The organism is Streptomyces sp. NPDC060198, assembly GCF_042728415.1.
In the GTDB taxonomy this organism is placed as follows: domain Bacteria; phylum Actinomycetota; class Actinomycetes; order Streptomycetales; family Streptomycetaceae; genus Streptomyces.
Genome location: NZ_JBHWZJ010000001.1, coordinates 42,124 through 54,581, shown reverse-complemented (window position 1 = coordinate 54,581; position 12,458 = coordinate 42,124). Strand labels below are relative to the sequence as shown.

At 73.6% G+C, this 12,458-nt stretch carries 10 protein-coding genes and 1 pseudogene; 3 read left to right on the top strand and 8 right to left on the bottom strand.

Annotated features, from left to right (window positions below):
- Positions 1–4 precede the first annotated feature (4 nt).
- Together ACFWEP_RS00170 and ACFWEP_RS00165 are read right to left on the bottom strand one after the other, a co-directional pair.
- A complete protein-coding gene (locus ACFWEP_RS00170) occupies positions 5–1,102 on the bottom strand; it encodes an LLM class flavin-dependent oxidoreductase (protein ID WP_387363028.1) in 1,098 nt (365 codons plus the stop codon).
- 437 nt (positions 1,103–1,539) lie between these two features.
- Positions 1,540–2,850: an MFS transporter gene (locus ACFWEP_RS00165; protein WP_387363025.1), complete on the bottom strand. Its 1,311-nt coding sequence runs from the start codon at positions 2,848–2,850 to the stop codon at positions 1,540–1,542.
- Positions 2,851–2,961: 111 nt separating this feature from the next.
- On the opposite strand from ACFWEP_RS00165, the gene ACFWEP_RS00160 reads away from it, so the two are divergent.
- A complete protein-coding gene (locus tag ACFWEP_RS00160; RefSeq protein ID WP_387363022.1) occupies positions 2,962–3,720 on the top strand; it encodes a class I SAM-dependent methyltransferase in 759 nt (252 codons plus the stop codon).
- Between the two features lie 36 nt (positions 3,721–3,756).
- Here ACFWEP_RS00160 and ACFWEP_RS00155 read toward each other — a convergent pair whose 3' ends face one another.
- On the bottom strand, positions 3,757–4,401 hold the full coding sequence (locus ACFWEP_RS00155; RefSeq protein ID WP_387363019.1) for a LysE family translocator: 645 nt from the start codon (positions 4,399–4,401) through the stop codon (positions 3,757–3,759).
- A 187-nt stretch (positions 4,402–4,588) separates the two neighbouring features.
- Between ACFWEP_RS00155 and ACFWEP_RS00150 the strand changes: the two genes are divergently transcribed.
- Positions 4,589–5,206 carry a flavodoxin family protein gene (locus tag ACFWEP_RS00150; protein WP_387363016.1) on the top strand — a complete coding sequence of 206 codons (618 nt, stop codon included), beginning with the start codon at positions 4,589–4,591 and terminating at the stop codon, positions 5,204–5,206.
- A gap of 62 nt (positions 5,207–5,268) precedes the next feature.
- Here ACFWEP_RS00150 and ACFWEP_RS00145 read toward each other — a convergent pair whose 3' ends face one another.
- From ACFWEP_RS00145 to ACFWEP_RS00135, 3 genes and pseudogenes are all read right to left on the bottom strand, one after another.
- On the bottom strand, positions 5,269–8,370 hold the full coding sequence (locus tag ACFWEP_RS00145) for a BTAD domain-containing putative transcriptional regulator (RefSeq protein WP_387363013.1): 3,102 nt from the start codon (positions 8,368–8,370) through the stop codon (positions 5,269–5,271).
- Positions 8,371–8,583: 213 nt separating this feature from the next.
- A complete protein-coding gene (locus tag ACFWEP_RS00140) occupies positions 8,584–8,940 on the bottom strand; it encodes a PaaX family transcriptional regulator C-terminal domain-containing protein (protein ID WP_387363010.1) in 357 nt (118 codons plus the stop codon).
- A 50-nt stretch (positions 8,941–8,990) separates the two neighbouring features.
- Positions 8,991–9,107, bottom strand: a pseudogene (locus ACFWEP_RS00135) (hypothetical protein); the annotation flags it as partial.
- Positions 9,108–9,248: 141 nt separating this feature from the next.
- On the opposite strand from ACFWEP_RS00135, the gene ACFWEP_RS00130 reads away from it, so the two are divergent.
- Positions 9,249–9,977 (top strand): SDR family oxidoreductase, encoded by a 729-nt coding sequence (locus tag ACFWEP_RS00130; RefSeq protein WP_387363007.1) that lies wholly within the window; start codon positions 9,249–9,251, stop codon positions 9,975–9,977.
- Positions 9,978–10,014: 37 nt separating this feature from the next.
- Here the strand turns inward: ACFWEP_RS00130 and ACFWEP_RS00125 are convergent, their stop codons facing one another.
- Positions 10,015–11,271 carry an amidohydrolase gene (locus tag ACFWEP_RS00125; protein WP_387363004.1) on the bottom strand — a complete coding sequence of 419 codons (1,257 nt, stop codon included), beginning with the start codon at positions 11,269–11,271 and terminating at the stop codon, positions 10,015–10,017.
- Positions 11,272–11,420: 149 nt separating this feature from the next.
- Positions 11,421–11,975 carry a hypothetical protein gene (locus tag ACFWEP_RS00120; protein WP_387363001.1) on the bottom strand — a complete coding sequence of 185 codons (555 nt, stop codon included), beginning with the start codon at positions 11,973–11,975 and terminating at the stop codon, positions 11,421–11,423.
- Positions 11,976–12,458 lie beyond the last annotated feature (483 nt).

Genomic DNA, 12,458 nt, shown 5'->3' with positions numbered 1-12,458 from the left:
CCGCTCAGGGCGCCTCCGCGAGGGCGCGGAGGCGGGGGGCGACCTCTTCGCCGACCCGGAACGCCTCCTCCAGGTGGGGGTAACCGGAGAGGACGAACTCGTCCACGCCGAGGCGCCGGTACTCGTCGAGCCGGGCGGCCACCTCGTCGTGCGAGCCGACCAGCGCGGTACCGGCCCCCTCGCGCACCAAGCCGATCCCGGCCCAGAGGTTCGGGGAGATCTCCAGCTTCGCGGCGTCGGCGCTGCCGCCGTGCAGGGCGGTCATCCGGGCCTGGCCCACGGAGTCCATCCGCGCGAACCGCTCCTGGCTGGCCCGTACCGCCTCCGGGTCGATGCCGCCCAGAATCCGGTCGGCCTCGGCCCACGCCTCGGCGGAGGCGTCCCGGCTGATGACGTGCAGCCGGATGCCGTACCGCAGGGCGGGGGCCACCGCGCGCAGCCGCGCGACGCGTCCGGCGATGGCGGCGGGCGGCTCGCCCCAGAGGAGCTGGACGTCGGCCCGGCGGGCGGCGACCGCCTCGGCGGCGGGGGAAGCGCCGCCGAAGTACAGGGGAACCCGGTGCTGGACGGCCGGGTCGGTGAGCTTGGCGCCCTCGATCCGCAGGTGCTCACCGTCGTGGTCGACCTCCTTGCCGTCGAGGAGGTCGCGCAGCACCGCCATCACCTCGTCGGTGCGGGCGTACCGCTGGTCGTGCGGCAACGCGTCGCCGTAGGCGAGCTGTTCGGCGGGATCACCTCCGGTGACCACGTTGAGGGAGAGCCTGCCCCCTGCGAACCGGCGGAAGGCATCGGCCTGTTGGGCGAGCAGCGTGGGGCTGGTGAATCCGGCGCGGAAGGCGACGAGGAAGCCGATCCGCTCGGTGTGCTGGGTGAGCGCGGCGCTGAGGATCCACGGGTCGACGCAGCCCAGCCCGACCGGGGTGAGCAGCGAGTGGAACCCGGCGGTCTCTGCGGCGCGGGCGACCTGCGCGAGGTAGCCGATGTCGGCGCGGCGGCGGGTGGCGGAGCTGGTCCGGCCCTGGACGGCGGTGACCCCGCCGGGATCGCGGCCGTCGCCGCCGGTGGGCAGGAACCAGTGCAGCAGGAGGGAGCTCTCGGACATGGCGGACCCCGATCGGCAGCGGTGAGAGGCGGGAGCGGTGGGAGGCGGGAGCGCCCGGCGGCCCGGCCCGCACGCGCCGGTGTGCGACCGGCGCGCGGCGGGAACGGGCGGGAGACGGGCGGGCGGGACGCGGTGCGCGTCAGCAGGACGTACGACAGCGCGCGGCGCGACATTGCTCGCCCCGTGAGCGCTCGGCCCGACAGCACCCGGCCGGGACACGCGGCTGGACCACGGGGCGTCGCGAAACCGGGGCAGGGGCCATGGGGGCATCCTGATCCGCCCACCGCCCGCCCGACAACCATGTCCCGCATCCCGGACGGCCCGCCGCCACATCCCGGGCAGACCCGGGGGGTCGCGGGGGACCCGGTGCGGTCAGGGCTGCGGGTTCATGGCCTCAGGGCTGCGGGTTCCTGGCCCAGGGCAGCGGGTTCATGGCCTCAGGGCTGCGGGTTCATGGCGTCGTAGCGGAGGAAGCCGCGCCACTTCAACGCCAGCAGCAGTACCGCGACCACGCACGCGATGCCGCCGCCGGTGACGGCGACGCCCGGGGAGGCGAGGTCGGCGACGGATCCGGCCAGGAAGTCGCCGAGGCGGGGGCCTCCGGCGACGACGACGATGAAGACGCCCTGGAGCCGCCCGCGCATCCGGTCCGGCACGGCGGCCTGGAGCATGGTGCCGCGGAAGACCATCGAGAAGGTGTCGGCGCAGCCCGCCAGTGCCAGGAAGACGACCCCGAGCCAGAGTTGGCGGGTGAGGCCGAAGGCGGCGATCGCGGCGCCCCAGCCGGCGACGGCGCAGACGACCGCGAGCCCGTGCCGTCGGACCCGGCCGAGCCAGCCCGAGCAGACTCCGCCGAGGAGCGCGCCGAACGCCGGGGCCGCGACGAGGAGTCCGGTGGTGCGCGCGTCGCCGTGGTACCAGACGATCGCGACGACGGGGAAGAGCGCCTTGGGGCTGGCGAACACCATCGCGCAGAGGTCGCTGAAGAAGGTCATCCTCAGGTTGGGACGGGTGCCGAGGAACCGCAGGCCCTCCAGCACGGAGGCCCGCTCGGGCCGCTGTTCCCCTTCCGCCCCTGCACCGGTCGCGGCCTCGCCCGCTCCGGCGTCACCGCTCCGGTCCGGCAGCATCGCGGGCAGGCGCCACATGGCGTACAGGGAGGCGGTGAAGGTGACGACGTCCACGGTGTACGCGGCGCGGTAGCCCCACCAGCCGACGATCACGCCGCCCAGCATGGGGCCGACGAGGGTGCCGGTGGTGCTGGTGAGGGAGCCGAGCGCGTTGGCGGCGGGGAGCTGTTCGGGCGGCAGCAGCCGGGGGATCATCGAGCTGCGGGCCGGGGAGTTGAGCGCGAAGCAGACGGCCTGGAGGGCGACGATCGTGTACAGCAGCCAGACCTGTTCCACCCCCGCGAAGGCGGAGGCGACCAGGACCGCCGAGAGCAGGAACGATCCTGTGGAACTGCCGAGTCCGAGCTTGCGCCGGTCCATCGTGTCGGCGATGGCGCCGCCGTACAGGCCGAAGAAGACCAGCGGTACGAGCGAGCAGAAGCCGATGAGGCCCACGGAGAAGGCGGACCCGGTGAGGTCGTACACCTGGAGGGACACCGCGAGCGAGGTCATGCCCTGCCCGATCCAGGACACGGTGTTGCCGAACCACAGCCGCCGGTAGTCGGGGGACGTGCGCAGCGGGGTCAGGTCGGCGAATATGCGCGTGCGGTGTACATCCGGTTTGCTCTTTTGGGTCACGCCGGATGGTAGCGGCCCTCCCTCGACCTGCCGGAACGCGCCCCTCGCCGGGTGGGCGGCCGGTCCGGAAACCGCTGGGACACGGAGGTCCCGAGCGGGCAGAATGAGCCGGTGACGACGGCATCGGGGACGCGGGGCACTGCGGGAACGCGGCGGGACACGGAGAACACCGGCCGGCCGGGAACGCGCCCGTCCCCGGTGCACCCGGGACACCGGCCGGTCGCCCAGGACGTGCTGGAGGACTCCCCGGTCGTCGCGAACAACACGATGAACCGCGAGCGCGGGCTCGCCGGGGTGAACAGCTACGCCCGCGAGCTCGGCTTCGATCCCCTCACCCACCTCCTCTCCCGCGCCGCCCCGTCCTGGCTGGATCTGTGCAGCGGGGAGGGCCGGGCGCTGCGCGAGGCGGTGTCCGTACTCCCGGCGGGCGCCGTGGTCACCGGTGTCGACCTGGTGGGGCCGATGACGCCCGTGGTCGCGCCGCCCCGGCTGGAACTGGTCGTCGCCTCCGTCGCGCGCTGGACGCCGGAGCGGACGTACACCCTGGTCACCTGCGTGCACGGTCTGCACTACGTAGGCGATCAGCTCGGGCTGCTCGCCCGGGCCGCGTCATGGGTGACCGACGACGGTCTGCTGGTCGCGCACTTCGACCCCGACTCGATCCGCTGGGCCGACGGGGCTCCGGCGGGGCGCGCCGCCGTCCGGGCGCTGCGCGCGGCCGGGTACGCGTACGCCCCCCGCCACCACCGGCTCACCCTCCGGGGCGGGCGTCCGGCAAGGCTGCCGTTCCGCTATCTCGGCGGCGACCCGGGGGCGGGGCCCAACTACACCGGCCAGCCCGCGGTCGCCTCCTTCTACACGCCCGCGTGAACCGGCGGCCCCGGTCGGGCCGCCCGGGGCCGCGCCTCACTCGCCGAACGCCAGGCGGATGCCGAATCCGGCCACGACCGTGCCGGTGATCCGGTCGAGCAGACGGCGGGCACGGGGCTTGCGGAGCCAGCCGTCGAGGAGCCGGGCGCAGCCGATCAGTACGGCCGACCACACCAGCCCGAGGACGATGTGCACGCTGGTCAGCAGGAGTCCAGCGGTGAAGTGGTCGGCGCCGGGCGGGATGAACTGGGGCAGGACGGCGACGTAGAACGCGCCCATCTTCGGGTTGAGCAGATTGGTCAGGAGTCCCTGGCGCCAGCCGCCGCCCACGGAGTCCGCCCCGGCGGGCAGCAGGGACGCCGGTACGTCGTCCGCCGCGGGGGTCCGGCCCCGGAAGGTGTCGCGGAGCATCCGCGCGCCCATCCAGACCAGGTAGGCGGCCCCCACCCAGCGAAGCGACTCGTAGGCGAGGTGCGACGCGGTGAGGAGCGCGGTCACGCCCAGGGAGGTGAGGGCGCCCCAGGTGAGGGTGCCCGTCTGGATGCCGAGGACGACACCCCAGGCCCGGCGGCGCCGGCCGAGGGCCGAGGTGCGCAGGATCAGGGCGGTGTCGAGCCCCGGAGTGAGGGTGAGGAGCCCTACGACGAGGGCGAAGGTCCACAGCGAAGCAGTCAGTGCCATGGACCATCAGCCTATCGGATGGCCGACCGCCGCCCTCCGGGAGGGCGGCCGGCATGCTTCGTCGGCGGGCCGGTATCGGATCGGTATGCCAGGGGGACGCGGACGCGCGATCGTGGTGCCGTCACCGCCCACCGATCGCCGCCCGCCCTTCACCACCCTTCACCCAGAACTCAGGAAGTCACACACCATGCACTCCTCCAGGTCCTTTCTCTTCGTCCTCGGCAGTTCGCGTCCGGACGGGAACTCCGAGGCGCTGGCCCGTCGTGCCGCCGCCACCCTTCCCGCGGTGGTGGCCCAGCGGTGGGTCCGGCTGAGCGACCACCCCCTGCCGCGTTTCGAGGACCTGCGGCACACGGGCACGGGGCTGTACGAGGAGCCGGACGGGAACGCGGGGACACTCCGGCAGGCCACACGTGAGGCCACGGACATCGTCATCGTCAGCCCGCTGTACTGGTACAGCGTTTCGGCGGAGGTGAAGCTCTATCTGGACCACTGGTCGGGGTGGATGCGGGTCCCCGGCCCGAGGTTCACGGAGGAGATGCGCGAGAAGAGCCTGTGGGGCGTGACCGCGTACGCGTCGGCCGACGCCTCTCTCGCCGATCCACTCATCGGCACGCTGCGCAACACCGCCGACTACCTGCGCATGGGCTGGGGTGGCGTGCTGCTCGCCAACGGCACGCGGCCGGGCCAGGTGCTGGAGGACGGCGACGCGCTCGACCGGGCCGCCCGCTTCTTCGCCCCGGCGGTGGTCGGGGCGGCGGCCCCGGTGGGTGGCGCGGGGACCCTGAGCCGTGTCGGCCCGTGACGTGGCGGTACGGCCAACGGGTCCGCCCCCTCGCCCCGTTGCGCGCACACGGCCTCCCGCCATCAGGTACGGGCGCACTCCGGGACCGCCATCAGGTCGAACAACTCCGTGGCGCGGGAGTCGTGTTCGTCCGCCGCTGCCGTCTCTCCGAGAGCTCTTGCGACCCGGGCCAGACCGAGCAGCGCGGCGGCCTCGGCGGGGCGGAAGCGCATCGCCGAGGCCATCGTGCACGCCCGGGCGTACGCCGTCCGGGCAGCCTCGTACTCGCCCTGGTCCAGGTGGAGTTCGGCGACGAGGTTACCCACCCTCGCCAGCCGGACCTGCGCCCCGCCCGAGCGGGCGAGTAGCAGTGCACGCCCGGCGAACGCGCGGGCCTCGTCCGCCTCGCCCAGCCGCTGGGCGAGCTTGCCGGACAGCGCGTGCACCAGAGCGGCGTCACCGGGGCCGATGACCCCGTCGCCGCACAGTTCCCGGGCGGACGTCAGCAGCCGCCCTGCCTCCGGGTACGCGCCGAGCCCCAGGTGGGCGGAGGCGAGTTCGGCGAGTGCGACGATCTCGTAGGTCGGGTAGCCGTGGGCTCGGGCGGTCCGCAGCGCCCGCCGGGCGGCGGTGACCGCTTCGGGGTACCGGCCCCACCGTCCGTACAGTGCGCTGAGGGTCGTCAGGGCCTCCGCCTCCACCCGCACCGCGCCCTCCTCGCGGGCCAGCGACAGGGCTCGCTCCAGTGGCGGCAGCGCCTCGCCGTACCGCCCCAGTTCCGAGAGCATCAGCCCCCTGTTCGCCTCGCTGTGGGCCTCGGCGCGGCGGTCGCCCAGACGGTGCGCGAGATCCCTGGCCTCCTCGGCGGCGGCGAGACCCTCCGCGAATCGGCCGAGTCGCCAGCAGGTCGCTCCGAGGTTGGTCAACGCCACGCAAAGCAGTGCGGGTTGGCCGGTTCTCCGGGACGCAAGGACCGCGAGGCGCGCGAGATCCCCGAGCGCGTCGAACTGTCCTCGGGCGTGCAGCAGGAAGTGGAGATCGCGTGTCAGCGCGAGGACGTGGCGGTCGTGGCCGCGACGCTCGGCGAGCGTCACCGCCGCGAGGATTCCGGGGTGCTCGCGCTCGAACCACTCCATGGCCCGCGCCCTGTCCCGGAACACGGGCAGCTCGCCGCCGTGGGCCGTGAGTCCGTGAGGGCGGGACGTACGCCCCGGGGAGACCAGTGCGCACGCGGCCCCGGTGGCCGCCAGGTAATGACCGAGCAGCCGTTCGACCGCCGCCGACTCGGCACACCTGGTGATCGAGGACGCGCCCAGGTCCCGGGCGAAGCTGCGTACCAGGTCATGGAAGGCGTAGAGCCCGAGGGCGGGTTGCTGGAGCAGGTGTGCGTCGAGCAGCGCCTCCAGGGCGTCCTCCGCGTCCCGGGTGTCCGTCCCCAGCAACGCGGCGGCCGAGTGGACGCCGAACACCGCGCCGGGGTGCAGGCCGAGCATCAGGAAGGCGTGGCGGTGCGGTGCGGTCATCGTCCGGTAGGACAGCTGGAGGGTGGCCGCCACGCTTCTCTCCGCCGATCGGAGTTCGCCCATCCGGCGGTTCTCGTCACGCAGTCGCTCGACGAGGTGGCGGACGGTCCAGCGAGGCCGGTTCCGCAGCCGGGCGGTCGCGAGGCGCAGGGCCAGCGGCAGATGGCCGCACAGCCCGGCCAGCTCCGCGGCGGCCTCGGGTTCGGCCCGTACGCGCTCCGGGCTCAGGGCCTCTGCCATCAGCGCGGAGCTGCCCTCAGGGGTCAGCGGCCCGACGAAGACCCACCGGGCGCCGTCCAGATCCAGCAGTCGCGCCCGACCGGTCACCAGAACGGATGAGTTGGCACTGTTCGGCAGCAGGGGACGGACCTGCTCCGCGTTCGCCGCGTTGTCGAGCACGAGCAGAACCCGGCGGTCCGCGAGCACCGACCGCCACAGCCCCGACCGCCCCTCCGGATCGTCGGGTATCCGCTCCGCGGGTACGCCGAGCGCGCGCAGCAGCGCGTCCAGCGCGGCAGCCGACGCCATCGGCGCCTCTCCAGGCGTGAACCCACGAAGATCCAGGGCGAGTTGCCCGTCCGGATACTCCGGTGCCAACAGATGCGCGACGTGCACCGCGAGCGAGGTCTTGCCCACCCCGCCCATCCCGTCGACGGCCACCACCCGGGGGCCCGGAGCCCCGGACCGTCCGCCGTCGCGCAGATGCCCGAGGAGTTCGGCCCGCTCCCGCTCACGGCCGGCGAAGTCGTCGAGCGCGGGGGGAAGCGTGCACGGAGGCGCCGGAGGCCCGGCGGTGGACCGCGCCCCGTACGACGCCCCTTTCCCGGGCGGCCTCTCCCCGGGCGGCTCCGATGCCGCGGGGAGCATCGGGGCCTCGGCGGCCGGGGCGAGGCCGCCCCGCAGCATGCCGGTGTGGAGGTCGGCGAGCCGCCGGCCGGGGTCCGCCCCCAGCCGCTCCGCGAGCAGTGCGCGGACCCGCTCGTACTCTTCGAGCGCCTCGGCCTGCCGCCCGCAGCGGTGCAGCGCGAGCATCAGGTGGCCGCGCAGTGTCTCCCTGAGCGGATGCTCCGCGACGAGCGTGCGCAGCTCCGCGACGAGTCCGCCGGACTCCCCCGCCCCGAGACGCAGTTCGAAGAGCTGGTCGGCGGCGGTGAGGCGGGCTTCCTCCAGAGCGGTCGCCGCGGCCTCGGCCAACGGCCCGCCGACTCCGGAGAGCGCGGGCCCCCGCCAGAGGTCGAGGGCGGCGCGCAGCTCCTCGGCCGCGTCTGCGGGCCGGCCGTCGCGCAGTGCGGTGTTCGCGGCCCGGCCGCGGGCCCTGAACTCGTGGAGATCGAGGTGTCCGTCCGCCAGGTTCGCCCGGTAGCCCGCGCCGTCCGTGATGATGACAGAGGTCCCGAGAGGAATTCTCCTGCGCAAATCCGCAATGGCCTTGCGGACTTGGTGGGCCATCGTGGCGGGCGGCTCCTCGCCCCAGGCCGCCTCGGCGAGGCGGGCCACCGGGACGACCCGGCCGGAGTCGAGCAGCAGCGCGGCAAGAATCCGCTTCTGCACCTGTCCTCCGAAGGACAGCCGGTCCTCCCCGCTCCACCCTTCGAGCGGGCCGAGAACCCGCAGGAGCAGCCCGGGCCTCCGGTGTCCGGACTCGGCATCCAGGCCGACCATCGCGTGTTCCTCCCCTTGACGGACCCGCTCCGGCGCCCGCGATTTCGGCGCTTCGGCACGTCCGGGGTTCGGCGTTCGCGGCATGACGATATTGCCGTGTTCACGACATTGCCGTATTCCGCGTTACCGAAGGCAAACTTCTCTCCCCCGCGCGTGCACGGTGAAGGGGAGTGTAGAGCGCCGCCCGTCGGCCGGTGCCGCCGGGGCGGCCCCTCACGCCCCGGCGATGAGCCGGTCCGCGAAGGCGCGGGCCGTGTCGCGGGAGAGTTCGAGCGAGTCGAGGAACACCTCGCGGACCTTCGCACCGTGCCAGTTGTCCGGGAGGGGTTCGGCCGGCAGGCCGGGGTCGGCGAAGACGATCGGCCGGAAGTCGTGGATCAGGGTGACGCGCCCGATGAGGGCCGCCTCCCCGGTGACGTCCCCGGCGCGGAGCGCGGTGAGCGCGGGCGCGTGCGTCGTGAGCAGCGCTTCGTAGTCGCGGTCGAGGGCGGCCAGGTCCCAGGCCCTGGCCGCGATGGACCGGTCCTCCGCGGGGCCGGCGGTGTCGGAGCGGAAGACGTCCAGGCGCACGCCGGGCTGATCGGCGAAGGCGGCCCGTACCGGTTGGGTACGGGCGTGGGGCTGAGCCAGAGGGCCGGGAAGATGGCCCCGAATCCGTGGCGTGCCAGCTCCTTGCGCAGCTGGTCGCGCAGGGCGTGTTCGGTCTCGGGGACCGAGTAGGCGGCAGGACGACGGATCCGGGGAGCGGGGCCCGGTGGACCACTCGGCGTGACAGCTCCCGCGCGACCGCCGGATGCACCCGGACGCCACGCTCGAACGACACCGGAAGAACACCGTTATGTCATATTTCGGATACATCTCCGAGCGAAGGGCGTCCCATGAAATTCGCGGTCATCGGCGGCACCGGGCTGATCGGTTCGCAGGTCGTCAACGATCTGAACGCCGCAGGTCACGAGGCGGTTCCGCACGCGCAGTCCACCGGAGTCGACGTCATCGGCGGGCGCGGGCTCCAGGAGGCGGTGGCGGGGGCCGACGCCATCGTCAACCTGACGAACTCGCCCACCTTCGACGAGGCGTCGCCGGCCTTCTTCCAGAAGTCGATGGACAACCTCCTGGCGGCGGGCGCGGAGGGCGGCGTCGGCCACTTCGTGATCCTGTCGATCGTGGGTGTGGACCAGGTTCCCGAGCTGGACTACTACCGGGCCAAGAAGCTCCAGGAGGACATCCTCGCGGCCGGGCCGATCCCCTACTCGATCGTCCGTGCGACCCAGTTCATGGAGTTCATCGAGTCGGTGCTCTCCTGGACCACCGAGGACGGTACCGTCCGGCTGCCCGCCACCCCGATCCAGCCGATCGCCGCCGCGGACGTCGCCCAGGCGGTGGCCGAGGTCGCCGCGGGCTCCCCGTTGGGCGGCGTGCGCAACATCGCGGGCCCCGACGTCTTCCCCCTGGACGAACTGGGCCGGATCACCGTCGCCCACGCGTCCGACGGCCGCACCGTCGTCACGGACCCGACCGCCGGGATGTTCGCCGCCGTCAAGGGTGACGTCCTCACCGACAAGAACGCCCACCTCTCCTCCACCCGCTACGCCGACTGGCTCGCCTGAGCCGGTCGGCGCCCGCGGCCTCGCGGACGGGGGCGGCTCAGACGCCGAGCCAGGCCAGGGCCGCGACGGTCAGCGCACTGACGCCGGTGTCCAGGGTCGGCTGGAGGACCGGGGCGAAGAAGGGGCTGTGGTTGATCGGTACGTCCCGGGCGACGGTGCCGTTCCCGACGGCTTCGGCGTACAGCCCGGGATCGGTACCGCCGATGCCCCAGTAGGTGAACGGCACCCCGAACGCGTCCGGGATCAGGCTCAGGTCCTCGCTGGCCGTCTGCAGCTCCACGGTGTGCGCGTCGTCGCCGAAGTGGGCGGCGAACGCCTCGGCGACCCGCCGCGTCACGGCTTCGTCGTTGACCGTCGGCGGGAAGGAGGCGATCTTCTCGATGAGAGGCTCCGCCGGCGATCCGGATGCCTGGCACTCGGCCCGTACGATCCGCTCGATCGCGCCCAGCACCTGGGCGCGCGAGGCGTCGTCGTAGGTACGGACGTTGAGCTGGATGACCGCGCTGTCCGGGATGACGTTGGGGCCGGTCCCGGCGTGGATGCTGCCCACGGTCACGACGGCCGGGGTGGTCGCCGCCAGTTCCCGGGCGACGATGGTCTGCAGGCGTACGACGATCATCGCGGCCATCACCACGGGGTCCACCGCCGCCTGGGGCATCGAGCCGTGCCCGCCCCGGCCGTACACGGTGACCCGCAGGCTGTCGGCGGCGGACAGGAACGACCCCGGGCGGGTCCCGACGTAACCGGCCGGAAGGGCCAGCACGTGCTGGGCGAGCACCACGTCGGGGCGGGGCACCCGCGAGGTCAGGCCGTCGGCGATCATCGCGTCCGCGCCGTCGCCCTTCTCCTCGGAGGGCTGGAAGAGCGCCACGAAGGTGCCCCGCCAGGCTTCCCGGGACTCGGCCATCAGCCGGGCGCTGCCGATCAGCGAGGCCATGTGCACGTCGTGCCCGCAGGCGTGCATCACCGGCTGCTCCGAGCCGTCCTCCTCGGTCACGGTCGTGGTGGAGGCGTAGGGAAGTCCGGTCCGCTCACGGACCGGCAGCGCGTCCATGTCGGCGCGGGCCAGGACGACCGGCCCGTCGCCGTTGGCCAGCACGCCGACGACTCCAGTCCCGCCGATGCCCTCGACGACCTCGTACCCGGCCTCGCGCAGCGCCTCGGCGACCTTGCCGGCCGTGCGGTGCTCCCGGAGGCCGAGTTCGGGGTGGGCGTGCAGGTCCCTGTACAGGTCCTCCAGGCCGGGCCGGACGGCGTCCAGGCCGGCCAGGACGGTGCGGGCACGGTCGCTCATGGTTCCTCCTCGCGCTGTCGCCGCCCGCGCCACGGAGCCGCACCACGGGGCGAGCCGGGAACCGCGCCGCTTCGGCGGGGTGGCCAGCTTATGGCGGGGCGGCGCGGGCCCGCGCGAGCCGGGACCTGAACCGCACGAAGCCCGTGCGCCTACGGCGTGGGCGTCGGCGCGCCGGAGGCCCTCCCGCAGGCGAGCTGCTCCCCGATCTGAGCCCGGGTCATCACCTTGCCCCGCTCCGTCATGTACTCGTCCGGGCCGAGGGTCGCGGAGCGCAGCCGTGAGACGTCCACCTCCCCGTCGTCGTGCTCCACGGTTCCGCGGTCGTCGGCGGCATACCGGACGGAAACGTAGTACGCGTTCGGAAGCGCTCGGGCCACCGGCTTCGTCTCCGTGGCGAAACTCCGCGCGCTGCCCACCGTGAAGGCGCCCGCTCGCGCCTCCTTCGTCCTGGGCCCGGTGGCTGCCCACAGCGTCTCGAAGCCGTCCCCGCGGCCTTCGCCTTTCACTCTCACGACCACCTCGGCCGCTTGGACCGAAGCACCGGGGCAGAGGGGCATGAGGACGACCAGTTCACCGTCCTCCATCCGGTATCCGTTGACGGGCGGGTTCGGCGGCTCCATGCAGGACGTCAGCAGAACCACCGCACCGATGGCGAACACCGCCGCCCGCGCCGTCCCCGCCCGTACGGCCGCTCCTGACACCATGTGCACCCCCGTCGTCCCCACCTGTCGCCGCGTCGTGGAAGTTCTCACGCCGGTCGCCCCCCTGCCGGAGCGGTCCCCGACGAACGGACGCCCCCGCACGTCGCACCCCTGCGCACGCGCACCGCCCGGCACTCCGTTGCGCCGAACGAGGACGGAGTCAATGATCGATCCGCTCCTCCGTCAAGGTGGAGACCGGTATTCGCCCATGCCTGCGCGAGGCCGGGAGCGAGGCATGGCCTCTTTGCCGGACTTCGCGCCCCGCCTCCGCCTTTCCGTCCCTCACCGACCGTGACCGCACGGGCGGATCCCCGGGTGCCCCGGCCGTCGTCGAATCCCCGGGAGCGCCCGATCCACCGGCGCATGAGGAACCCGTCCCACCGGTTCGGACACGGCCCGCGACGCGACCCCGGCGTGATGGGCCTCACACGACGATCGCATAGGTTTCAGCCACCCCGCACCCCGCTCAGGGCAGTCACGGAGACC